Raw genomic sequence first — 22,853 nt, forward strand, 5'->3', positions numbered from 1 at the left:
CGACATCGATTACTTTAGCCCACCCGCGCCCGGAGGCGAAATCCGGATTTCGTTCCGGGGCGGAGCCGTGGCAGACCTGGGGCGGGCGCGGAGTGGATGACTCAGTCCCGCGGCGTCAGCGTCAGCAGCGTCGCCTCGGGCGGGCAGGCGAAGCGGACCGGGGTGTAGCGGTTGGTGCCGCAGCCCGCCGAGACGTGGAGGTAGGAGCGCCGCTCGCCGACCGTGTGGCCGGAGAGGCCCTTCACACGGTCCGTGTCCAGGTCGCAGTTGGTGACCAGAGCGCCGTAGAAGGGGATGCAGAGCTGGCCGCCGTGGGTGTGACCGGCCAGGATCAGCGGGTAACCGTCCGCCGTGAAGGCGTCCAGGGAGCGCAGGTACGGGGCGTGGACCACGCCGATGGAAAGGTCCGCACCGGTCTCGGGCCCGCCGGCGACCTCGGTGTAGCGGTCCCGCTTGATGTGGGGGTCGTCCAGGCCGGTGAAGGCGATCTCGAGTCCGTCCGCCTTGAGCTGGCCCCGGGTGTTGGAGAGGTTGAGCCAGCCGGCTTCGTCGAACGCGTCCCGCATCGGCTCCCACGGGTTGTGGACGACGTCGACAGCCGGGGCGTTCCCGTTGAGCCCGTGCTTGCCCTGCGTCTTCTCCAGGAGGTAGCGGACCGGGTTGCGGAGCTTCGGCCCGTAGTAGTCGTTCGAACCGAAGACGTAGACCCCGGGGAACCCCATCAGCGGGCCGAGCGCGTCGAGCAGCTCCGGCACGGCCTCCGGGTCGGAGAGGTTGTCGCCCGTGTTCACCACGAAGTCCGGGCGCAGGCCCGCCAGCGACTGCAGCCAGGCGCGCTTCTTGCGCTGGCCGCTCACCATGTGGATGTCCGAGACCTGGAGAACGCGCAACGGGCGTGCCCCGTGCGGGAGTACAGGAATCGTGATCCGGCGGAGGCGGAACGAGCGTGCTTCGAATCCGGCCGCGTACACGAGGCCGGCGGCACCGACCGCTGCGCCGACTGCCGTGACTTTCAGGGGTACTCCGTAGCGTGCGCGCATGGCCCCATCGTCGCAGAAACGGTGCGGTGGGACGAAAACAGGAAAGCGGCGGGTACCCCGTACCTGTCACAATCTCCGCATGACCACGCTCAAGTCCAAGCTCAAGGAAGACCTCACCACGGCCATGAAGGCGCGTGACGAGCTCACCTCGTCCACCCTCCGGCTCACCCTGACCGCGATCACCAAGGAAGAGGTCAGCGGCAAGACGTCGCGCGAGCTCTCCGACGACGAGGTCCAGAAGGTGATCGCCAAGGAGGCGAAGAAGCGCCGCGAGGCGGCCGAGGCCTTCTCGCAGGGCGGCCGGACGGAGCAGGCCGAGCGCGAGCGGGCCGAGGGCGAACTGCTGGACGCGTACCTGCCCAAGCAGCTCACCGACGACGAGCTGGACGTGATCGTCGCGCAGGCCGTCCAGGAGGCGAGGAGCGCGGGTGCCGAGGGGCCGCGTGCGATGGGCGCCGTCATGAAGATCGTCAACCCGAAGGTGGCCGGCCTCGCCGACGGCGGCCGGGTGGCCGCCACGGTGAAGAAGCTGCTCGCCGGCTGAGGGACCGCACACACGAAGGAGGAGGGGCGCCCCGGACCGGGGTGCCCCTCCTCCTTTTCATGACGTGGTCGTACGCGCCGGACCGTCAGGGACCGTTGCGGCCGTTCCTGCCGCCGTCGTTCCCGCCGATGAAGCCGGGCGGGATGGTGATGCCGCCGGCGGGGTCGGCGCCGGAGTCGTTGCCGCCACCGTTGCCGCCACCGTTGTCGCCCCCGCGGCCCTTGTCCTTCTCCTTCTCCTTCTCCTTGGCGCGCGGCACCGAGACGGGGTTGAAGGAGGGGGTCTCCGAGGCGTCCAGCGCGCCGGTCATCGCGGTCTTCCAGATCGGACCGGGGAGACAGCCGCCGCAGACCTTGTCGTAGTACTGGCCACCGATGGTGATGTTGTACATCGGCACCTTCTTGCCGACGTCAGCACCCACCCACACGGCCGTGGACAGGTTCGGCGTGTAGCCGACGAACCAGGCGTCCACGCGGTCGTTGGTCGTACCGGTCTTGCCCGCGTTGTCGCGGTCCGTCAGGCCGGCCTGGGTGCCGGTGCCGTCCTCGACGACGCCCTTGAGCATCTGGTTGATCGTGTCGGCCGTCTTCTCGCTCATCGCCCGCGAGCACGAGGACTCGGGTACGTCGACCTTCTTGCCGTTCGCGTCCTTGATGGCCTCGATGGCGATCGGCGTGCAGAACGTGCCGCGGTTGGCGAACGCCGCGTACGTGGAGGCCATGCCGAGCGGGGTGCTCTCCGTGCCGCCCAGGGTGATCGACGGGTGGCTGTCCGAGAGAGGCTTGCCGTCACCGCGCTCGTAGCCGAGCTTCTTCGCCATGGTGACCGTCTCGCACAGACCGGCCTGCTGCTCCAGTTTGGCGAAGTAGGTGTTGATCGACTTGCCGAGCGCGCCCGTCATGTCGAAGGCGCCCTTCTCGGACTCCAGCTCGTTCTGGAGGTCCCAGTTCCCGCTCCCGACGGGCGATCCCGCGCAGTTGCGGTAGGAGTTCATCGGCACCGAGATCTTCCAGTCGGAGCTGTAGCTCTGCGCCGGGTTGATGCCCTTCTCCAGTGCCGCCGCGGCCGTGATCGGCTTGAAGGTCGAACCGACCTGGAAGCCGTAGGTGCTGCCACCCAACTTGTTGCTGACGGCGAGGTTGAGCACCGTCTCGTGCTGCGTCTGGTCGAGGCCGTACGGGCGGGACTGGCCCATCGAGAGGATCTTGCCGGTGCCGGGCTCGACCTGGACCACCGACGCGGCGACCTTGTCGTCCTTGTCGACCTTCGAGGTGGCCGCCTCGTTGGCGGCCTTCTGGGCGCGCGGCGACAGGGTGGTCTTGATGGTCAGACCGCCGAGGTTCCACAGCTTGGTCCGGTCCTCCGCGGTCTTCCCGAAGGCGGTGTCGGACAGGATGGTCTTGCGCACGTAGTCGCAGAAGAACCCGGCACCGCTGACGGCCGTGATGCAGCCGTTCTTCGGCTTGCTGACCTTCAGCTCGATGGGGGCGGCGATGGCCTTGTCGGCCTCCCCCTGGGAGATGGTGCCGACGGCGGCCATGCGGGTCAGCACGGTGTTGCGGCGCTTGGTCGCCTCCTCCGCGTCGTTGACCGGGTCGTAGCGGGTCGGCGACTGGACGAGGCCGGCCAGCATGGCGGCCTCCTCCAGCTTCAGGTCCTTGGCGTGCTTGGAGAAGTAGCGCTGCGAGGCCGCCTCGACACCGTAGGCCTGCTGTCCGAAGAAAGTGATGTTGAGGTAGTTCTCCAGGATCTTCTTCTTGCCGAGCTCTTCCTCGACCTGGATCGCGTACTTCAGCTCCCGGACCTTGCGGCCGATGGTCTGCTGGGTGGCCTCGGCGACCTTTTCCGGGTCGTCGCCCGCCTCCTCGACGAAGACGTTCTTCACATACTGCTGGGTGAGCGTCGACGCGCCCTGAGCGGCGCCGCCCTCCTGCACGTTGCGGTTCATCGCGCGCAGGATGCCCTTGAGGTCGACCGCGCCGTGCTCGTAGAAGCGCGAGTCCTCGATCGCGACGATCGCGTCCTGCATGTACGGCGAGATGTCCTTGAGCGGTACGACGGTGCGGTCACGCGAGTACACCGTGGCGATCGCGCCGCCCTCGTTGTCCAGGATCGTGGTCCGCTGGCTCAGCGGCGGAGTCTTGAGGTTGGAGGGGATCTCGTCGAATCCCTCGACGGTCCCCTTGGCCGCGAGCCCGAGTGCGCCGGCGGCCGGCAGCGCGATGCCTGCCAGCACAGCTCCGGAGAGCGCGGCGACACCGAGGAACTTGGCGGCCTGCTGGGTCGTCGTCAGACCCCCGCCTGAGCGCTTCTTTGGCATGGGGGCAGCCTACGTTCTCATTCGCCGGACACACGTACAGGCCTTGGCCTAAGCTGCTCTCAACTGTCACAGCAGTCCGTTTGTGCATCAACCCCCCTGCATGGCCCTCAATGGAATTCAGCCAAGCGTCGAGGCGCCCCGAATTCGCCTCATGTGTCATTGAATGTCCGTTGCGACTTGGGGTTTCTGCCCGGATTCCGTCGGGATGATCACGCATGTCCCTGCGTCACTCCTCTGGGTGATCTGCCGCGTACGCATAGTCCGTTCGGGCCATTCAAGATTGGGCCCGAAGGGGGTGTTGTGCTGTCGCCACCTTCCGTAACGTCCTCAACTGGCAACGGTGAATATGCCGCTGCCGCCGTGGGGGAGCCTCGATTCGGGAGAGGACGGCGCCGGCATGGGCTGGGTAACCGACTGGAGTGCGCAGGCAGCCTGCCGCACTACCGATCCGGATGAATTGTTCGTACAAGGGGCAGCGCAGAACAGGGCCAAGGCGGTGTGCACCGGATGCCCGGTGCGTACCGAGTGCCTGGCAGACGCGCTGGACAACCGCGTCGAGTTCGGCGTGTGGGGCGGGATGACGGAGCGGGAACGCCGGGCGCTGCTGCGTCGACGGCCCACCGTGACGTCCTGGCGTCGCCTGCTGGAGACCGCGCGAAGTGAGTACGAGCGGTCCACGGGCATGCTGCCCGCAGCAGTGGGCCTGGACGGCGGCGGTCTGCACGACGACGAACTGCACGAGACGTTCGCCGCCGTGGGGTGATGCCTCGTGGGCGGCCCGTAGGGGACGCCCCGGCGCGGCCCTACGCAGCTCCGGCCGGGGCGGAACCGGTCGCGAGCAGCTCCCCGATGGCCCTGAGGCCTGAGAGGTCGTGCACGTCACCGGGCAGCGCGGCCACCTCGGTCACCGGGACCTCCGGGTGGTGCGCGGTGAAGCGGTCGCGCGTGTGCTGCTCGCGCGCGACGACCTGCATACGCTCGGCGTGCAGTCGCAACAGACCTGCGGTCAGCTGCTCGACGGACACTTCGGCGGACACGTCGTCCGCGGTGGGTGTGTCGAGCCTGTCCGCCTCCGTGTGCGTGAGTGGCGCGGAAGGGGTGGTCGACCTCCGGCCACGGCTCTGCGGCTCGGGGCTGCGCGACGTCCGGTCGTGCGAGGGCGGCTCCTGCTGTGGGGGTTCGTGCGGTGCGGGATCGTTGCCGCGCTCGGGGGAGAGCCGCGACTCCGGGGCTTCGGAGGGGGTGGCGGTCACCGGGCCCGCCGGGTCACCAAGGCCAGCCTTCCCTGCGGCCTGATCCACAATGCCGACGGCTTCAAGATTTTCTGCTGCCGCCAGCGCCCGCTCCTCGGAGAGCCGTGAGGCCTCACTGCCGTGCACCCGGTTGAGGACCAGACCGGCCAGCGGCATCTCCTCGGCGGCCAGCCGCTCCACGAAGTACGCGGCTTCGCGCAGTGCGTCCCGCTCCGGCGTCGCCACCACGAGGAACGCCGTGCCGGGCGCCTGCAGCAGCTTGTACGTGGCGTCGGCCCGGGTGCGGAATCCGCCGAACATGGAGTCCATCGCGGCGACGAAGGTCTGCACGTCGCGCAGGAACTGACCGCCGAGCAGCTTCCCGAGCGTCCCCGTCATCATCGACATCCCGACGTTCAGGAACTTCATCCCGGCCCGCCCGCCGATCTTCGCCGGGGCGATCAGCAGCCGGATGAACTTCCCGTCCAGGAAGGAGCCGAGACGTTTTGGCGCGTCCAGGAAGTCCAGTGCGGAGCGGGACGGCGGGGTGTCGACCACGATCAGGTCCCACTCGTCGCGGGCCCGCAGCTGCCCGAGCTTCTCCATCGCCATGTATTCCTGCGTGCCCGCGAACCCGGCCGACAGCGACTGGTAGAAGGGGTTCTCCAGGATCGCGCGGGCGCGCTCCGCATCCGTGTGCGCCTCGACGGTCTCGTCGAAGGTGCGCTTCATGTCGAGCATCATGGCGTGCAGCTCACCCTCGCCCGCGATGCCGTCGACCCGCCGCGGGACGTTGTCCAACCGGTCGATGCCCATGGACTGGGCGAGCCGGCGGGCAGGGTCGATGGTCAGGACGACGACCTTGCGGCCCCGCTCGGCCGCCCGTACCCCGAGGGCCGCCGCGGTCGTGGTCTTGCCCACGCCACCGGATCCGCAGCACACGACGATGCGGATCCCGGGGTCGTCCAGGAGCGCGTCGGTCTCCAGCCCCGGCGCGACGCCAGTGATCGGTGTCATGGACCCACCCTTCGTCCGGAGCCGCGTCGCTTCCCGCTCTGCCCTGCCGCGTCCGCGGTCTCGTCGCCGACACCCTGTTTGCGGAACTCCTCCGCCAGATCGTTCAGCGCTGCCGGAGTCACGCCCTCGCTGATCAGGGGGAGCTCGGCGAGGGGCAGGCCCAGTCCCGTCAGCACCGCGCGCTGCTCACGCTCGAGGCCGACCCGCTGGGCGTGCTCGGCGGCCTGCTCGACCAGCGGGCGCACCAGCGCCGCGGAACCCGTCACCCCGGCCCGGGTGAGCGTCTTCGCGATTTCCTTGCGGCGGCCCCCCGACGCGGTACGCAACGCGTCCTCGTCCAGCAGGTGGGGCCGGACCATGTTCACCACGACCCGGCCCACGGGCAGTTCGGCGGCGCGCAGCTCGGCGATGCCGTCGGCGGTCTCCTGGACCGGCATCTCCTCCAGCAGCGTCACCAGGTGGACCGCGGTCTCGGGGGACTTGAGCACCCGCATCACGGCCTGCGCCTGATTGTGTATCGGGCCGATCCGGGCCAGGCCCGCCACCTCGTCGTTCACGTTGAGGAAGCGGGTGATGCGGCCGGTGGGGGGCGCGTCCATGATCACGTAGTCGTAGACGAACCTGCCCTGCTTGTCCTTGCGGCGTACGGCCTCGCACGCCTTGCCGGTCAGCAGGACGTCCCGGACACCAGGGGCGATGGTGGTCGCGAAGTCGATCGCGCCGAGCTTCTTCAGCGCCCGGCCCGCACTGCCCAGCTTGTAGAACATCTGGAGGTAGTCCAGGAGGGCGCGCTCGGCGTCGATCGCCAGGGCGTGGACCTCGCCGCCGCCGGGGGCCACGGCGATCCTGCGTTCCTCGTAGGGGAGGGGATCGGACTCGAAGAGCTGGGCGATGCCCTGCCTGCCCTCGACCTCCACGAGGAGTGTGCGCCTGCCCTCGGTCGCGAGGGCGAGCGCGAGTGCGGCGGCGACCGTGGTCTTACCGGTCCCGCCCTTGCCGCTGACGACCTGGAACCTGCTCACGTCTTCGAGCCTAACCAGTCGGCAGGCAGGCTACGCACGAGGCCGTGTGTGCCAGGCATTACAGTCGGCTGCATGACCAAGTGGGAATACGCGACCGTGCCCCTTCTCGTGCACGCGACCAAGCAGATTCTGGACACCTGGGGCGAGGACGGCTGGGAGCTGGTCCAGGTCGTTCCCGGCCCGAACAACCCCGAGCAGCTCGTGGCCTACCTGAAGCGGGAGAAGCCGTAGTGGCGGGCGCCGTCGAGGCGAAGCTCGCCGAGCTCGGCCTGACGCTCCCGGACGTCGTGCCGCCGCTGGCCTCGTACCAGCCGGCTGTGCGGTCCGGGGTGTACGTCTACACCTCCGGCCAGCTCCCGATGGTGGACGGCAAACTCGCGGTGACCGGCAAGGTCGGTGCGGAGGTGACGGCGGACGAGGCCAAGGAGCTCGCCAGGACCTGCGCGCTGAACGCACTGGCGGCGGTGAAGTCGGTCGCCGGTGACCTGGACCGGATCGCCCGCGTCGTGAAGGTCGTGGGCTTCGTCGCCTCCGCCTCCGACTTCACCGGGCAGCCCGGTGTCGTCAACGGTGCGAGCGAGCTGCTGGGTGCCGTCCTGGGCGACAAGGGTGTGCACGCGCGCAGCGCCGTGGGCGTCGCGGTGCTGCCGCTCGACGCACCGGTGGAGATCGAGGTCCAGGTGGAGCTCGTCGACGCCTGATCCCGTCCCTTCCCGATCCCGCCTGGTCCCGCGACCGGGCGGGATCATGCGTGTAAGGGGCAGGCATCGCCCGGAGGGGACCCTCGAACATCGGCGCGGTTCCGGATAGCCTCCGGCCATGCCCAACGGTCAGTGGTACCCACCGGAATGGCCCGCCCGGATCCGGGCCCTCGACAGCGGCGAGCTGACGGCCGTGACCCCCAGGCGCGCGGCCACGGTGATGCTGCTCCGGGACGACCCGTCGGAGCCGGGAACCGGGGGCCCCGCCGTCCACATGCTGCGTCGGCGGACCTCCATGGCCTTTGCCGGCGGCGCGTACGCCTATCCGGGTGGCGGGGTGGACCCGCGCGACGACGACCACCTGGTGGGCTGGGCCGGTCCGTCCCTGGAGACCTGGGCCGGCCGCCTCGGAGTCGGTACGCCCGCCGAGGCGCAGGCCGTCGTCTGTGCCGCGGTCCGTGAGACGTACGAGGAGGCCGGCGTCCTGCTGGCCGGGCCGAGCGCCGACAGCGTCGTGAGCGACACCACGGGCGCCGACTGGGAGGCCGACCGGGAGGCGCTCGTCGCCCGTGACCTGTCCTTCGCGGGTTTCCTGGACCGCCGGGGCCTGGTGCTGCGCTCCGATCTGCTGGCCGCCTGGGCGCGCTGGATCACCCCGGCGTTCGAACCACGGCGCTACGACACCTGGTTCTTCGTGGCCGTGCTCCCTGAGGGGCAGCGCACCCGGAACGTGTCCACCGAGGCCGACCGGACGGTGTGGATCCGGCCCGGCGACGCCGCCGACGGCTATGACAGGGGCGAACTGCTGATGATGCCGCCCACCGTTGCCACCCTGCGGGCGCTGAGGCCGTACGGGACGGCCGCGGAGGCGTTGAAGGCGGCGGATTCCCAGAGCCTCGCCCCCGTGCTGGCAGAGGCCCGTATGGAGGGTGACGAGCTGGTGCTGAGCTGGCCCGGGCACGACGAGTTCACCAAACACGTCCCCACGGCCGGTGACGGCACCGGTCCCCCCGCGGGTGACGGCACCGTTCCTCCCGCGGGTGACGGCACGGACGGGAGCCACGCATGAGCGACGCGGCCGCACTGCCCGGACAGCCCCGCGGCGGGGTCCTCTCCGGGCCGGCCACCGCCCGTACGTGCAACGTCCTGGCGCCCAACGCCTCGGCGATGACGCTGGACGGCACGAACACCTGGATCGTCGCGGAACCGGGCTCCGGCCTCGCGGTCGTGATCGACCCGGGGCCGCTCGACGACTCACATCTGCGGGCCGTCGTCGAGACCGTGGAGAAGACGGGCCGGCGGGTCGGCCTCACCCTGCTTACGCACGGGCACCCCGACCACGCGGAGGGCGCGTCACGCTTCGCCGAGCTCACGCGTACGAAGGTGCGCGCCCTGGACGTGGCGCTGCGCCTGGGCGACGAGGGGCTCACGGCCGGCGACGTGATCACCACGGGCGGGCTCGAACTCCGGGTCGTCCCCACCCCGGGGCACACCGCTGACTCGCTCTCCTTCCACCTGCCCGCCGACCGGGCCGTGCTGACGGGCGACACGATCCTGGGGCGCGGCACCACCGTCGTCGCCCATCCGGACGGCCGCCTCGGTGACTACCTGGACACCCTGCGGCGACTGCGTTCGCTGACGGTCGACGACGGGGTCCACACAGTGCTCCCGGGGCACGGACCGGTGCTGGAGGACGCACAGGGCGCCGTCGAGTTCTACCTCGCCCACCGCGCCAACCGCCTGGCCCAGGTCGAGACCGCGGTGGAGGCGGGACACCGGACGCCCGCCGAGGTCGTGGCGGCGGTGTACGCCGATGTGGACCGCTCCCTCTGGCCTGCGGCGGAGCTGTCGGTGAGGGCCCAGATGGAGTACCTGACCGAGCACGGCTTGATCTGATCCGGTCCCGTACGGCCCGGGGCACACGCGAGAGGCCCCACCGGACGGTGGGGCCTCTTCGACGACTGAGCCCGCCGGGCGGCCGGTCGAGGTCGCTCGGTGCAGGGGTCAGCGGGAGCGCTTGGCCAGCCGCTCCACGTCCAGCAGGATCACGGCACGCGCCTCGAGCCGCAGCCAACCCCGGCCGGCGAAGTCCGCGAGCGCCTTGTTGACCGTTTCGCGGGAGGCGCCGACCAGCTGGGCCAGCTCTTCCTGGGTCAGGTCGTGCACGACGTGGATTCCCTCCTCCGACTGCACACCGAAGCGGCGCGACAGGTCGAGGAGCGCCCGGGCGACACGGCCCGGCACATCGGAGAAGACCAGGTCGGACATCTGGTCGTTCGTCTTGCGCAGGCGCCGGGCGACGGCGCGCAGCAGCGCGGTGGCGACCTCGGGGCGCGCGTTCAGCCAGGGCTGCAGGTCTCCGTGACCGAGGCCGAGGAGCTTGACCTCGGTCAGCGCGGTCGCGGTCGCGGTGCGCGGGCCCGGGTCGAAGAGCGACAGCTCCCCGATCAGCTCGCCGGGGCCGAGGACGGCCAGCATGTTCTCCCGCCCGTCGGGGGACGTGCGGTGGAGCTTCACCTTGCCCTCGGTGACCACGTACAGGCGGTCGCCCGGGTCCCCCTCGTGGAACAGCGCGTCGCCGCGTGCGAGGGTCACCTCACTCATCGAGGCGCGGAGCTCCGCGGCCTGCTCGTCATCGAGCGCCGCGAAAAGCGGGGCGCGCCGCAGAACGTCGTCCACGAGTTCTCTCCTTGTCGGCCTGTTCAGGGAAGCGTCGTTTCCATGATGCCGGACGGTAAAACAGTGCGATCGATCACAAACCAGTTTGACGCACGGGCGTGCCGGACCCTACGGCAGGGGGCCGATCGGGCGTGGATGCACGGTGACCGGGGCGGATGTCAGCCCCTGGCTCTAGGCTGGCCGGGTGTCCGGAACGCCGGTGAGAGTGCAGGCCGAGGGGGCTGATGGGGTGTCGGAAGACGGGAATTCCGCTATGGGCGAACAGGGTGCACGTAGTAAGAAAAAAGCCGCAAAACGCTCGCCAGTGGCAGTGTCAGGAGCAGCGGCGGGCAAACGCTCCAAGCAGTCGGCCGAGCCGACGAAGCAGTCGGGCAGACCCGCGAAGCAGGAGTCGCACCTCGCGATGGTCCGCCGCGCCCGCAGGATCAACCGTGAGCTCGCCGAGGTCTATCCGTACGCCCACCCCGAGCTGGATTTCCGCAATCCCTTCGAACTCCTGGTGGCCACCGTCCTTTCCGCGCAGACCACCGATCTGAGGGTCAACCAGACCACCCCGGCGCTCTTCGCCGTCTGTCCGACGCCCGAGGACATGGCCGCCGCCGTCCCCGAGGAGATCGAGGAGATCATCCGGCCGACCGGCTTCTTCCGGGCCAAGGCGCGGTCCCTCATGGGGCTGTCGGCCGCGCTGAGGGACGACTTCGGCGGGGAGGTCCCCGGCAGGCTGGAGGACCTCGTGAAACTGCCGGGTGTAGGGCGCAAGACGGCCAACGTCGTCCTCGGTAACGCGTTCGGCGTGCCCGGCATCACGGTGGACACGCACTTCGGACGTCTGGTCCGCCGCTGGAAGTGGACCGAGCAGGAGGACCCGGAGAAGGTCGAGGCCGAGATCGCCGCGATCTTCCCGAAGAGTGAGTGGACGATGCTCTCCCACCGCGTCGTCTTCCACGGACGCCGCATCTGTCACTCCCGCAAGCCCGCCTGCGGCGCCTGTCCGATCGCCGCCCTCTGCCCCTCCTACGGGGAGGGCGAGACGGACCCCGAGAAGGCGAAGAAGCTCCTGAAGTACGAGATGGGCGGTTACCCGGGGCAGCGTCTCAGCCCGCCCCCGGACTACCCGGGCAGTCCCGCCCCGCCGCTGGCCGGGTGAGGGACCGTTCCGCGAGGGTGTCGCCCTTCCCGGCGAGGAGGGCGGGACCCTGCGGAACGAAATGGACGACGACAGGCGTTGGAACGACGGGGGTGCCCATGACGCACGCACAGAGCACACGGGCCGCGGCGGACGCGGCCACCAACGGGACGGGCGAGCCCCACGACAGCGCGCTCACCGTGTCCGCCGACGGCCTGCCCGGCTGGCTCGAGCCAGTCGCCCGGGCGTCGCGGACCGTGAAGGCGCAGCAGCTCAGCCGGTTCCTGCCGCCCGAGAGCGGTGCCGGGCGCCAGTCCGCCGTCCTGATCCTCTTCGGTGAGGGCGAGCGCGGTCCCGAGCTGCTCCTGATGGAGCGTTCCGGTTCCCTGCGCTCCCATGCCGGCCAGCCGTCCTTCCCCGGGGGCTCCCTCGACCCCGAGGACGGCGACCACAGGACCACCGGACCGCTCAGGGCCGCCCTGCGGGAGGCCGAGGAGGAGACGGGACTCGACCCGAGCGGAGTCCAGCTGTTCGGGGTGCTGCCCAGGCTCTACATCCCGGTGAGCGGCTTCGTGGTCACACCCGTCCTCGGCTGGTGGCGGACGCCGAGCCCGGTGGGCGCCGTCGACCCTGCCGAGACGGCCCGGGTCTTCACCGCCCCCGTGGCGGATCTCACGAATCCGGCCAACCGCGCCACGGCAGTCCATCCGAGCGGCCACCAAGGCCCCGCGTTCCTGGTCGAATCCGCACTGGTCTGGGGATTCACAGCCGGTGTGATCGACAGGATTGTGCACTACGCCGGGTGGGAACGCCCCTGGGACAGGACCAGGCAGGTGCCGCTCGACTGGCGCGCATGACAGGCTGACTCCCGTGCTGCGCTGTTCCGGGCCTGGCCCGGACCCCGTCGAACCGGACGGGCCAGGTGACGAATCTGCGAGGCTATAGACGGTGAACGTGCTGGACATCCTGCTGCTCGTCGGCGCTGTGTGGTTCGCGGTCATCGGGTACCGCCAGGGCTTCGTCGTCGGCATCCTGTCCGTGATCGGCTTCGTGGGCGGTGGCCTCGTCGCCGTCTACCTGCTGCCGACCATCTGGGACCAGGCGACCGACGGATCCGAAGTCTCCTCCACCGCCGCCATCGTCGCGGTCGTGATCGTGATCGTGTGCGCCTCCGTGGGCCAGGCGTTCACCACCCACCTAGGCAACAAGCTCCGCCGGTACATCACGTGGTCGCCGGCGCGTGCGCTGGACGCCACGGGCGGCTCCCTGGTCAACGTGGTGGCCATGCTCCTGGTCGCCTGGCTGATCGGCTCGGCGCTGGCCGGTACGTCGCTGCCGACGCTGGGCAAGGAGGTCCGCAGTTCCTCCGTACTCCTCGGGGTGTCCCGGGTGATGCCCGCCCAGGCCTCCAACTGGTTCACGGACTTCTCCTCCGTCCTGGCCCAGAACGGCTTTCCGCAGGTCTTCAGCCCCTTCGCCAACGAGCCCATCACCGAGGTCGACCCCCCTGACCCGGCGCTGGCCGGAAGCCCCGTCGCCACCCGTGCCAAGAAGTCCATCGTCAAGGTCGTCGGCATGGCTCCGGGCTGCGGCAAGGTCCTCGAAGGAACCGGCTTCGTCTTCTCCGACCGTCGGGTGATGACCAATGCCCACGTGGTCGGCGGCGTCGACGAGCCCACCGTCCAGATCGGCGGCGAGGGCCGGCTGTACGACGCCAAGGTCGTCCTCTACGACTGGCAGCGGGACATCGCCGTACTGGACGTGCCGGATCTGGACGCCCAGCCGCTGCGGTTCACCGACGCCGACAAGGACGCGGAGAGCGGCGACAGCGCCATCGTCGCGGGTTTCCCGGAGAACGGCGCCTACGACGTCCGCTCCGCGCGCATCCGGGGCCGCATCGATGCCAACGGCCCGGACATCTACCACCGGGGCACCGTGCGGCGTGACGTGTACTCGCTGTTCGCTACCGTCCGGCAGGGCAACTCCGGTGGCCCGCTGCTCACTCCGGACGGAAAGGTCTACGGAGTGGTGTTCGCCAAGTCGCTCGACGACCCCGACACGGGTTACGCGCTGACGGCCGACGAGATCCGCGAGGACATCGACCTGGGCAAGTCCTCGGTGCAGGAGGTCGACAGCCAGGGCTGCGCTCTCTGAGGCCCTGCGTCCGGCCCCTCCCGGCGGTGACCCAGGCTCTTGCCGACGGCCGCGCACGGCCGCGCACGGCCGCGCACGGCCGCGCACGGCGTGGGCGGCCGCGCACGGCGTGGGCGGGCCGGCGGAATGCCGTCGGCGGGCAGCGGTTGTGACGTCCGCTGGGTGAGGCGCGAGGCTGCCCTGTGGCGTTGACTGTCAGGTGGCCGCGATGCCGGAGGGCCGCAACTGCCGTGCGGCGCGGCTGTGGTGCGAAGTGGCTGTCAGGCGGGGACCAGTGGCACCGGGCCACCGCCCGCCGCTGCCGTACCCGTGTCGCGTGCAGGCAGGTTCACGGAGTGTAGGAGCCGGGCCCCGGGCCTCGAAGGTCCGGTTCCCGGCGTGTGGAGTGTCGTCCGCCCGCCCCTGTGTCATCCACGGGGATGGCGCAGGCGCGCCGAGACCCAGCGGGCCCGGCGGTGGAGAATGCGCGGGATGCCCAGCCGGAGATCATGGAATTCGCTCACATCGTGCACCCGGCTCAGGGAGCCGCCCCCCTCGTGAATGCTCGGACCGGCAGGAGCGGTCGAGCGGCGGTTGCGTGCTGCGTCATTGAAGTCGCGCGTCCAGCCCATACCCCGACGTCTGCCCCCGACCCAAGGTCGGTAATCGTGCGTGAGTCAGCCAATTGGCTTATGCGGCAGGCAATTGGCTGTTCGTCAGACGCGTGTGCCGCTCGACTACCGGTCGGGCTCAGGGTCCTTGAGCCAGTTGATGAGTTCGGTCGAGAAGCCGACCGGATCCTCCTCGTGGGGGAAGTGCCCCAGACCGTCGAAAAGTCGCCATCGGTACGGTGCTTCGACGTACTCGCCGGACCCCGCGGAACTGCGGGTCCGGACGGCCGGGTCGAGCGAGCCGTGGAGATGCAGCGTCGGTACGCGCACGGGGCGTTTCATCCGCCGGTTGAACTGGACGCCGTCGGGACGGGCCAGGGAACGCACCATCCACCGGTACGGCTCGATCGAGCAGTGCGCCGTCGACGGGATGCACATCGCGCGGCGGTAGACGTCCACCGTCGCGTCGTCGGGGAACTCCTGCGTGCGTGGTCCCGACCAGTCACGGATCATCCGGGCGACCGATGCCGCGTCGTCCGCGACGAGCTGACGCTCCGGGACCCAGGGGCGTTGGAAGCCCCAGATGTGCGAGCCCGCCCGGGACTGGGCGAGGTCGGAGAGCATCGAGGAACGCCAGCGGCGCGGATGCGGCATCGACGACACCACGAGCCGGCGCACCAGCTTCGGCCGCATCACGGCAGCCGTCCAGGCGAGATAGCCGCCCATGTCGTGCCCCACGAGTGCCGCGTCCGGCTCGCCGAGCGAGCGGATCACGCCGGTGACGTCGAGCGCCAGGTTCGCGGGGTCGTAACCCCGGGGCGTACGGTCGCTGCCGCCGACTCCGCGGAGGTCCATCGCGACCGCGCGGTAACCGGCGTCGGCCAGAGCGGTCAGCTGGTGGCGCCAGGTCCACCAGAACTGTGGGAAACCGTGCAGCAACAGCACCAGAGGCCCGTCGCCCATCTCGGCGATGTGGAAACGCGCGCCGTTGGCCGCCACATCGCGGTGGGTCCAGGGTCCGTCGATGCGGACGGGACCGCCGGAGCCGGCGGCCGGTCCCAGCGGCCCCACCGGACCGGATGTGCTGAAATCGGGGTCGGTCATGCGGACGAGCGTGTCACAGGGAGCGCCTTGTCCTGGGCAGGACGGTTCTCGATGGCCCGGTCGGAGAGGGTGCTGCCCTGTGCCTGCTCGATCGCGCGCGCGCCGACGGCGGGGCGGGGGTGCGGCTTGACGCCCTGCAGGACCGCCGCGGTCTGCTTGGCCGAGGCGATGGACTTCTCCGGCGGCTTGACCTTCTTGAACTTGGCGAGCCCGAAGAGGGCGAGCAGTACGCCCAGCAGGATGAACGCACCCCCCACGATCAGGAACGACCAGGCGAGACCGAGCCCGAGATTGTGGATTCCGTAAGCTGCGGCGAAACTCAGCACGGGGATCGCGAACAGGATCAGCACACCCGTGACGATGAACGCCACGCTGCCGATCACGCCGCGCTTGACGTCCTGACGCACCTCGGCCTTGGCCAGCGCGATCTCGTCGTGCACCAGCGCGGACATCTCAGCGGTTGCCGAAGCGAACAGCTGTCCGAGACTACGGTCGGTGCTGCCCGCGTAGTTGCCGGGGTCGCTCATCCCTGACTCCCTCTCCTCTTCCGTACATCCGATGTCAGATCATGCCGGACTGTCCGGCTTGCTGCTCGCTGCCCCCGCCCGTTCGGCAAGGCGGCGGTGCTCGGCCGCCTTGCGTTCGTGGATCGCGGCCATGCGTAGGTGGTACTCCGGGTCGTCCTGTTCGTAGACGTCGGGTACTCCCGATTCGTCCGCGTCGAGTTCCTCGGCTTCGTACAGCGCTCTGTATCTGCGTACCCGCAGTTTGAGTAGTACACCGGAGAGTACGGCCGCAATCAGGGATCCGATGAGGACCGCGGCCTTGACCTCGTTGATCATGTCCTCGTCGCCGGCGAAAGCCAGCTCCCCGATGAGCAGCGAAACGGTGAAGCCGATACCGGCCAGTGTGGCCACCGCGAAGACATCCGCCCAGGCGAGGTCCTTGTTCAGCTCGGCCTTGGTGAAGCGGGTGACGAGCCAGGTACCGCCGAAGACGCCGACAGTCTTGCCCACGACCAGACCGAGGACCACCCCGAGCGTTTCGGGCCTGGTGAAGACGCCTGCCAGGGCATCGCCCTTGAGGGTGACACCGGCGGAGAAGAGGGCGAACAGCGGAACGGCGACACCTGCCGACAGCGGGCGCACCAGGTGCTCGATGTGTTCCCCGGGGGATCGTGCCTCTCCCTCGCGCCGGGTGCAGCGCAGCATGAGTCCCATCGCGACCCCCGCGATCGTCGCGTGGACCCCGCTGTTGTACATCAGCGCCCAGATGGCCAGGGCGAGCGGTAGGTAGATCCACCAACCCCGCACGCCGGTGCGCAGCAGCACGTAGAACACGGCCAGGCCGAGGAACGCACCGCCGAGCGCCAGGAAGTCGATGCTCTCGGTGAAGAAGACCGCGATGACGAGGATGGCGAAGAGGTCGTCGACGACTGCGAGCGTCAGCAGGAAGGCGCGCAGCGCCGCAGGAAGCGAGGTCCCGATGACCGCGAGGACGGCGAGCGCGAACGCGATGTCCGTGGCGGTGGGCACGGCCCAGCCGGCCAGGGCCCCGTCACCCAGCACCGTGGTCACCGTGTAGACGACGGCGGGGACGGCCATTCCGCAGAGCGCCGCCGCGACGGGCAGGGCAGCGGCCCGAGGGTCACGGAGTTCCCCGGCGACCAGTTCACGCTTGAGCTCGACGCCCGCCACGAAGAAGAACACGGCGAGCAGTCCGTCCGCCGCCCAGTGGGACACCGAGAGATGCAGTCCCAGCGCCTCGGGGCCGAAGTGGAGATCGCTGACGGAGGTGTACGCGGCGCCGAAGGTGTTGGCCCAGACCAGTGCGGCGACTGCAGCCACCAGCAGGATGACGCCGCCCACCGTCTCCGTGCGCAGGGCATCGGCGACGTAGTTGCGTTCGGGGAGAGAGAGACGGCCGAGCAGGGTGCGGCGGCCGGAAGGGGTGACGGGCGGGGCCACGAGGGAGACCTCCGGGTGGGATGACGGCAGTGGCGGCATGGCGGATACACATGCCGACCAGACTTCCCGGCGCCCCTGTGGAGACTTCTATGTCGTTGTCGCTGAGTCCTCGCCCGGTATACCGGCGCTTACGCACCCGCGCGCACGTTTTCCTGCCGACGCACGCAGCCTGACGAGATCACCACTGTACCCGGGGTACCGAAACGTATCCGGATCCGCTGTCCACCGCCCGGCGGTGAACTCCGGGAGATCGTCTGCCTCTGCCCCTCCCCGGACGACCCGCCCTCCGAACGGTTCCAGGGGTACCCGGCCCATGAGGGCCGGGAAGGGGCACCCGGATTGCTCCGGGTGCCCCTCAAAGACGTACGGGCGGGCGGACGCTCTGCCCGACCGTCCGGGCCGGCACTTCCGGCCCGACCGTTGTTGTGCCGGCCCTTCCGGCCGGACCGTTCTCGCCGGCCCTGCCCGCTTCTCCCGCTCTAGTCCTCGGACGAAGCGGAGGGCAGCTGTGTCTGGATGAGGGCCATGACCGAGGAATCGGTGAGCGTCGTGACATCGCCCAGCTCGCGGTTCTCGGCGACGTCCCGCAGCAGGCGGCGCATGATCTTGCCGGACCGGGTTTTCGGCAGTTCGGCCACCGGCAGGACGCGCCTGGGCTTTGCGATCGGCCCGAGCGTGGTGCCGACGTGATTACGCAGCTCGGCGACCAGTTCCTCGGACGCTGTGGCGGTGCCACGCAGGATCACGAAGGCCACGATGGCCTGACCTGTGGTCTCGTCGTTGGCGCCGACCACGGCAGCCTCGGCGACCGAGGGGTGCGACACGAGCGCCGACTCCACCTCGGTGGTCGAGATGTTGTGCCCGGACACGAGCATGACGTCGTCGACCCGGCCGAGCAGCCAGATGTCACCGTCCTCGTCCTTCTTGGCACCGTCACCCGCGAAGTACTTGCCCTCGAAGCGGGACCAGTAGGTGTCGATGAAGCGCTGGTCGTCCCCCCAGATGGTGCGGAGCATCGACGGCCACGGCTCCGTCAGGACGAGATAGCCGCCCCCGCCGTTCGGCACCTCGTTGGCCTCGTCGTCGACCACGGTGGCGGAGATGCCGGGCAGGGCCCGCTGGGCCGAACCGGGCTTGGTCGCCGTGACACCGGGGAGGGGCGAGATCATCATGGCGCCGGTCTCGGTCTGCCACCAGGTGTCCACGATCGGACAGGCGTCGGCACCGATGTTCTTGCGGTACCAGATCCAGGCCTCCGGATTGATCGGCTCGCCGACCGAACCCAGGACACGCAGGGACGACAGGTCGAACTTCGCGGGGATGTCGTCCCCCCACTTCATGAACGTACGGATCGCGGTCGGCGCGGTGTAGAGGATCGTGACGCCGTACTTCTGGACGATCTCCCAGAAGCGTCCCTGGTGGGGCGTGTCCGGCGTGCCCTCGTACATGACCTGCGTCGCGCCGTTGGCCAGCGGGCCGTAGACGATGTACGAGTGTCCGGTCACCCAGCCGATGTCGGCGGTGCACCAGTACACGTCGGTCTCGGGCTTGAGGTCGAAGACCGCGTGGTGGGTGTACGCCGCCTGGGTGAGGTAACCCCCGGAGGTGTGCAGGATTCCCTTGGGCTTACCCGTCGTCCCCGAGGTGTACAGGATGAAGAGGGGCTGCTCCGCGTCGAAGGCCTCGGGAGTGTGCTCGGCCGACTGCCTGCCGGTGATCTCGTGCCACCAGACGTCCCGACCCTCGGACCACGCGGTGTCCTGACCGGTGCGCCGGACCACGAGGACATGTTCGACGGTGTCGATGCGGGAGACGGCGTCGTCCACGGCGGGCTTCAGCGCCGAGGGCTTCCCTCGGCGGTAACCGCCGTCGGCCGTGATGACGACCTTGGCGTCGGCGTCCTGGATACGGGCGGCGATGGCATCCGCGGAGAAGCCGCCGAAGACCACCGAATGAGCTGCGCCGATGCGGGCGCAGGCCAGCATGGCCACGGCGGCCTCAGGGATCATCGGCAGGTAGACCGCGACCCGGTCACCCTTGCCCACACCGAGTTCGGTGAGCGCGTTCGCCGCGCGGGAGACCTCGTCCTTCAGCTCCGCGTAAGTGATCGCGCGGCTGTCGCCGGGCTCGCCCTCGAAATGGATCGCGACCCGGTCGCCGTTGCCCGCCTCGACGTGACGGTCCACGCAGTTGTACGCGACGTTGAGTTTGCCGTCGGCGAACCACTTCGCGAAGGGCGGATTGCTCCAGTCGAGCGTCTCCGTCGGCTCGGTGACCCAGGTGAGGCGGCGGGCCTGCTCGGCCCAGAAGCCCAGCCTGTCCGCCTCGGCCTGCTCGTACGCCTCCACTGTCACGTTGGCGTTCGCGGCCAGATCGGCAGGCGGTGCGAACCGCCGCTCCTCCTTGAGCAGATTGGAGAGAGAGGAAGGCTCGCTCATGCTGCGGTCTCCTCCTTGAGCAGATTGGCCAGACTTTCGTTGCTCACGACATCTCCCATTCCCAGGGTGTCCGTTGTGTCCCGGAGGACAGCTCATCAGGCTGCGGGCCAGGTGACAAGTGTCTGCCGGGAATTGGTTTAGACCTGTGCCCCGCAGGGGCTGGCGGGTCCCGCTTCCGCGAGCAGCGCTACGCGGTGCGAAGGCGGGACCACAAGGTCTCACGGACTGAATGAGTGAGTGGTTCAGGCACCTACCGTGGTGCCGTGTGCGGTTTCCCGTGCGCCCGCGTCGGACTCCGCACCCCACACCGCGCCGGGTGCGACTCGAGCGAAGACCTCATCGGGCCCCGTTCCTGAACTGGCGCCCTCAGTCATCAGGTAGGCCTGAGCCTCGCCGACATGGAAGTACATGCCGTGCAGTTGCAGGGTGCCTGCCGCCAGTCTGCGTGCGACCGCCTCATGAGCACGCAGGTGTTCCAACTGCTGGACCACATTGGTCAGACAGAGCTGCTCCACCGCGTCGGTGGGCAGACGGCCGGCGATGCGCGCCCAGGAGTGGTGCCGGGAACGCATGCGCTCCAGACTCGGCAGCCCGTGCCGCAGCCAGCGCCACAGAGGCGTCCGGGGCATCTCCGGTCCTGCCCCCAACAGGGCCTGCATGGCACCGCATCCGGAGTGCCCACAGATGGTGATGGATTCGACTTCCAGCACGTCCACCGCGTACTCGATCGCGGCGGCCACGGAATCGTCCTTGCCCGTGGAGCCCTCGGCGTCCGGCGGTGGCACCAGATTGCCGACATTGCGCACGGTGAAGAGATCGCCCGGGCCGCTCGCGGTGATCATGCTGGTGACCAGACGGGAGTCGGCGCAGGTGAGGAAAAGCTGGGAGGGCCGTTGCCCTTCGACGGCCAGCCGGGCCAGCTCCTCACGGACGAGCGGGGCGGTGGTGCGCTGGAAGGAACTGAGTCCGTTGAGAAGCCGGTGGGCCCCGTGCCGGCGGCTCGACGAGCCTGTGGGGGGAGCGGCGGGGGAGGTCATCGAGACGATATGCGTGGTGGCGGCGGCCGCGACCGCGGTTGTCGTGGCGCCCTGTCCGCCGTCGTGGCAGTGATGGTTACGCCATGGTGTCCACGGACGGCAGCAGGAATGGGCCGCCGACGCCGGTTCGGCGATCCGGCCGCCGGAGCGCCCGGTGAACTCGATGTGGCCCCCCATCGCGGTCTGCGCCGTGCACCAGTCCTGGATGGTCTCGTACGCCGCGTGGTCCATGAAGAAGCCGTCCAACTCGACCACGGCGTCCACTCCGTGGGGGAGCCTTCCGAGCAGACGGCTGAGCCGGGGGACGGCCAGGAAGGTCAGCTGCCCCCGAGCGGTCACCAGGTAGCGGCCGTCGTCTTCCGTCACGGTGATCCTGGTGCGGGCCAGCCGGTGCAGGGCGACGGCGACCGCCACGACGATGCCGATCGCCACGCCCTCGAGCACCCCGGCGAGGATCACGCCGCTGATGGTCGCGCCGTACACCAGGAACTCCCGGTGTCTGTGGACCTTGCGGATGTGGGCGAAGCTGACCATCTGTATGCCGACCACCATCACCAGGGCGGCGAGCGCGGCCAGGGGAATCCACTCAAGGGCCGTGACCAGCAACAAGGCAGCCAGCAGCACCCAGACTCCGTGCAGCACGGTCGAGGCCCGGGTCTCCGCGCCCGCCCGCACGTTCGCCGAACTGCGCACGGCGCCGCCGGACACGGCAAGTCCTCCGGCCAGCCCCGACACCGCGTTCGCGACACCCTGGGCCCGTAGCTCCCGGTCGAGGTCGGATCGTCTGACCGGTGCGGGAGGTGGCGCTCCGTCCTTGGGTGTTGCCGTCGACCGGTCCGCAGCGAGCTTGTCCACGGAGACCGCGGCGAGCAGTGATTCGAGGCTGGCGACGAGCATGACCGTGAAGACCGCTGTCGCCAGTGCGGTCACCGGGCCCTGTGGCAGCTCGGGCAGTGCGTGCGCGCGCCATGAAGGAAGGTCCACGCGGGCGATTCCGGGTGTCGCCGCAGCTGCCACAGCCGTGGCGATGACCACTGCGGCGAGCGCGGCGGGAATTCTGCCCAGCGATCTTCCGATCCGTCCGGGCAGGCGTGGCCACACGATGAGAAGGAGGATCGTGAGTGCCCCGATGAAGAGGGCAGCGGGCTCGGACTGCGCCAGGTGCGAGGGCAGCGAGAGGGCGTTGTCGAGGGCTGAGCTCTGCGGTGCCCCGCCGAGCACGATGTGCAGCTGGGCGAGGGCGATGGCCACGCCGATACCCGCGAGTGTGCCGTGCACGATGGCCGGACTGACGGCGAGTGCGCTACGGGCTGCTCTCAGTGAACCCAGCAGAATCTGCAGAAGTCCGGCCCCGACGGTGATCGCGCACGTGGTGCGCCAGCCGTAGATCTGGATCAACTCGGCTGTGACTACGGTCAGTCCGGCGGACGGGCCGCTGACCTGGAGCGGCGTTCCGCCCAATAGCCCTGCGACGATTCCGCCGATGGCCGCGGAGACGAGGCCGGCGGCGAGCGGGGCGTCCATGGCGACGGCGAGACCCAGCGACATGGGAACAGCGATCAGGAAGACCGTGATCGATGCGGACAGATCCGCGCCCGAGACGCGGAAGCGCCCGTGGCGGGGCGGTGGTGGCGGACTGTGAGGACGCTTGATTCCCGAGGCGCGCGAAGGGCGCGAACTACGGGACGAGTGGTTGTTGCGAGTAGGGACGCAGGCAGACATGTTCCCGTCTCCTCCGGGGCAGCGCGGTCGCGGAATGTGAGTGACGGCGGCCGTTCAGTACGGCGTGCAGCGGTGGGGTACAGCGGCGGGATTTCCAACTCTCCGTAAATGAATCGTAATGGAGAGTAAAGAAAGGTGTCCATGCTTTCGAGCAAATGGC

General features: G+C 69.6%; 20 protein-coding genes. 9 read left to right on the top strand and 11 right to left on the bottom strand.

Annotation, left to right across the window (positions count from 1 at the left end; genetic code table 11):
- Nucleotides 1-101: 101 nt before the first annotated feature.
- On the bottom strand, nt 102-1,040 hold the full coding sequence (locus LWJ43_RS17415) for a metallophosphoesterase (protein ID WP_277333159.1): 939 nt from the start codon (nt 1,038-1,040) through the stop codon (nt 102-104).
- Between the two features lie 79 nt (nt 1,041-1,119).
- Between LWJ43_RS17415 and LWJ43_RS17420 the strand changes: the two genes are divergently transcribed.
- Nucleotides 1,120-1,584, top strand: coding sequence for a GatB/YqeY domain-containing protein (locus tag LWJ43_RS17420; protein ID WP_277333160.1), 465 nt, complete (start codon nt 1,120-1,122; stop codon nt 1,582-1,584).
- 85 nt (nt 1,585-1,669) lie between these two features.
- Here LWJ43_RS17420 and LWJ43_RS17425 read toward each other — a convergent pair whose 3' ends face one another.
- Nucleotides 1,670-3,904: a transglycosylase domain-containing protein gene (locus LWJ43_RS17425; RefSeq protein WP_277333161.1), complete on the bottom strand. Its 2,235-nt coding sequence runs from the start codon at nt 3,902-3,904 to the stop codon at nt 1,670-1,672.
- A gap of 397 nt (nt 3,905-4,301) precedes the next feature.
- Between LWJ43_RS17425 and LWJ43_RS17430 the strand changes: the two genes are divergently transcribed.
- Complete coding sequence (locus tag LWJ43_RS17430; protein WP_277333162.1) at nt 4,302-4,667, top strand: WhiB family transcriptional regulator; 366 nt, start codon at nt 4,302-4,304, stop codon at nt 4,665-4,667.
- A gap of 40 nt (nt 4,668-4,707) precedes the next feature.
- Here the strand turns inward: LWJ43_RS17430 and LWJ43_RS17435 are convergent, their stop codons facing one another.
- Together LWJ43_RS17435 and LWJ43_RS17440 are read right to left on the bottom strand one after the other, a co-directional pair.
- Nucleotides 4,708-6,153, bottom strand: coding sequence for an ArsA family ATPase (locus LWJ43_RS17435; protein WP_277333163.1), 1,446 nt, complete (start codon nt 6,151-6,153; stop codon nt 4,708-4,710).
- Nucleotides 6,150-7,175 carry an ArsA family ATPase gene (locus LWJ43_RS17440; RefSeq protein WP_277333164.1) on the bottom strand — a complete coding sequence of 342 codons (1,026 nt, stop codon included), beginning with the start codon at nt 7,173-7,175 and terminating at the stop codon, nt 6,150-6,152. Before LWJ43_RS17440 ends, LWJ43_RS17435 begins: the two co-directional genes overlap by 4 nt.
- A gap of 72 nt (nt 7,176-7,247) precedes the next feature.
- Here LWJ43_RS17440 and LWJ43_RS17445 point away from each other — a divergent pair, with 72 nt between their 5' ends.
- The 4 genes from LWJ43_RS17445 to LWJ43_RS17460 all read left to right on the top strand — a co-directional run bounded on the left by LWJ43_RS17445 (nt 7,248) and on the right by LWJ43_RS17460 (nt 9,772).
- Complete coding sequence (locus tag LWJ43_RS17445; RefSeq protein ID WP_019992579.1) at nt 7,248-7,406, top strand: DUF4177 domain-containing protein; 159 nt, start codon at nt 7,248-7,250, stop codon at nt 7,404-7,406.
- Nucleotides 7,406-7,876 (top strand): RidA family protein, encoded by a 471-nt coding sequence (locus LWJ43_RS17450; protein ID WP_277333165.1) that lies wholly within the window; start codon nt 7,406-7,408, stop codon nt 7,874-7,876. The genes LWJ43_RS17445 and LWJ43_RS17450 overlap by 1 nt, the downstream gene beginning before the upstream one ends.
- A gap of 118 nt (nt 7,877-7,994) precedes the next feature.
- Entirely contained in the window at nt 7,995-8,945 is a 951-nt protein-coding gene (locus LWJ43_RS17455; protein WP_277333166.1) for an NUDIX hydrolase, read from the top strand.
- On the top strand, nt 8,942-9,772 hold the full coding sequence (locus tag LWJ43_RS17460; protein ID WP_277333167.1) for an MBL fold metallo-hydrolase: 831 nt from the start codon (nt 8,942-8,944) through the stop codon (nt 9,770-9,772). Before LWJ43_RS17455 ends, LWJ43_RS17460 begins: the two co-directional genes overlap by 4 nt.
- A gap of 108 nt (nt 9,773-9,880) precedes the next feature.
- Here LWJ43_RS17460 and LWJ43_RS17465 read toward each other — a convergent pair whose 3' ends face one another.
- A complete protein-coding gene (locus LWJ43_RS17465) occupies nt 9,881-10,555 on the bottom strand; it encodes a Crp/Fnr family transcriptional regulator (RefSeq protein WP_014046869.1) in 675 nt (224 codons plus the stop codon).
- Between the two features lie 253 nt (nt 10,556-10,808).
- Here LWJ43_RS17465 and nth point away from each other — a divergent pair, with 253 nt between their 5' ends.
- From nth to LWJ43_RS17480, 3 genes are all read left to right on the top strand, one after another.
- Nucleotides 10,809-11,702 carry an endonuclease III gene (nth, locus tag LWJ43_RS17470; RefSeq protein WP_277335912.1) on the top strand — a complete coding sequence of 298 codons (894 nt, stop codon included), beginning with the start codon at nt 10,809-10,811 and terminating at the stop codon, nt 11,700-11,702.
- A 98-nt stretch (nt 11,703-11,800) separates the two neighbouring features.
- The gene (locus LWJ43_RS17475) at nt 11,801-12,538 is read left to right on the top strand and encodes an NUDIX hydrolase (protein WP_277333168.1); all 738 of its coding nucleotides are present in this window, start codon (nt 11,801-11,803) and stop codon (nt 12,536-12,538) included.
- Nucleotides 12,539-12,629: 91 nt separating this feature from the next.
- Entirely contained in the window at nt 12,630-13,835 is a 1,206-nt protein-coding gene (locus LWJ43_RS17480) for a MarP family serine protease (protein WP_277333169.1), read from the top strand.
- A gap of 407 nt (nt 13,836-14,242) precedes the next feature.
- Here the strand turns inward: LWJ43_RS17480 and LWJ43_RS17485 are convergent, their stop codons facing one another.
- The 6 genes from LWJ43_RS17485 to LWJ43_RS17510 form a co-directional block, all read right to left on the bottom strand.
- Nucleotides 14,243-14,446 (bottom strand): hypothetical protein, encoded by a 204-nt coding sequence (locus tag LWJ43_RS17485; RefSeq protein ID WP_277333170.1) that lies wholly within the window; start codon nt 14,444-14,446, stop codon nt 14,243-14,245.
- Nucleotides 14,447-14,551: 105 nt separating this feature from the next.
- Nucleotides 14,552-15,529, bottom strand: a complete 978-nt coding sequence (locus LWJ43_RS17490; protein ID WP_277333171.1) for an alpha/beta fold hydrolase — start codon at nt 15,527-15,529, stop codon at nt 14,552-14,554.
- Complete coding sequence (locus tag LWJ43_RS17495; protein WP_277333172.1) at nt 15,526-16,056, bottom strand: phage holin family protein; 531 nt, start codon at nt 16,054-16,056, stop codon at nt 15,526-15,528. The genes LWJ43_RS17490 and LWJ43_RS17495 overlap by 4 nt, the downstream gene beginning before the upstream one ends.
- A 39-nt stretch (nt 16,057-16,095) precedes the next feature.
- Complete coding sequence (gene nhaA, locus LWJ43_RS17500) at nt 16,096-17,535, bottom strand: Na+/H+ antiporter NhaA (RefSeq protein ID WP_277333173.1); 1,440 nt, start codon at nt 17,533-17,535, stop codon at nt 16,096-16,098.
- 440 nt (nt 17,536-17,975) lie between these two features.
- Entirely contained in the window at nt 17,976-19,934 is a 1,959-nt protein-coding gene (gene acs / locus LWJ43_RS17505; RefSeq protein WP_277333174.1) for an acetate--CoA ligase, read from the bottom strand.
- Nucleotides 19,935-20,176: 242 nt separating this feature from the next.
- Nucleotides 20,177-22,693, bottom strand: coding sequence for a SulP family inorganic anion transporter (locus tag LWJ43_RS17510; RefSeq protein WP_277333175.1), 2,517 nt, complete (start codon nt 22,691-22,693; stop codon nt 20,177-20,179).
- Nucleotides 22,694-22,853: the final 160 nt, after the last annotated feature.

It is taken from the genome of Streptomyces sp. JH34, assembly GCF_029428875.1.
Lineage (GTDB): Bacteria > Actinomycetota > Actinomycetes > Streptomycetales > Streptomycetaceae > Streptomyces.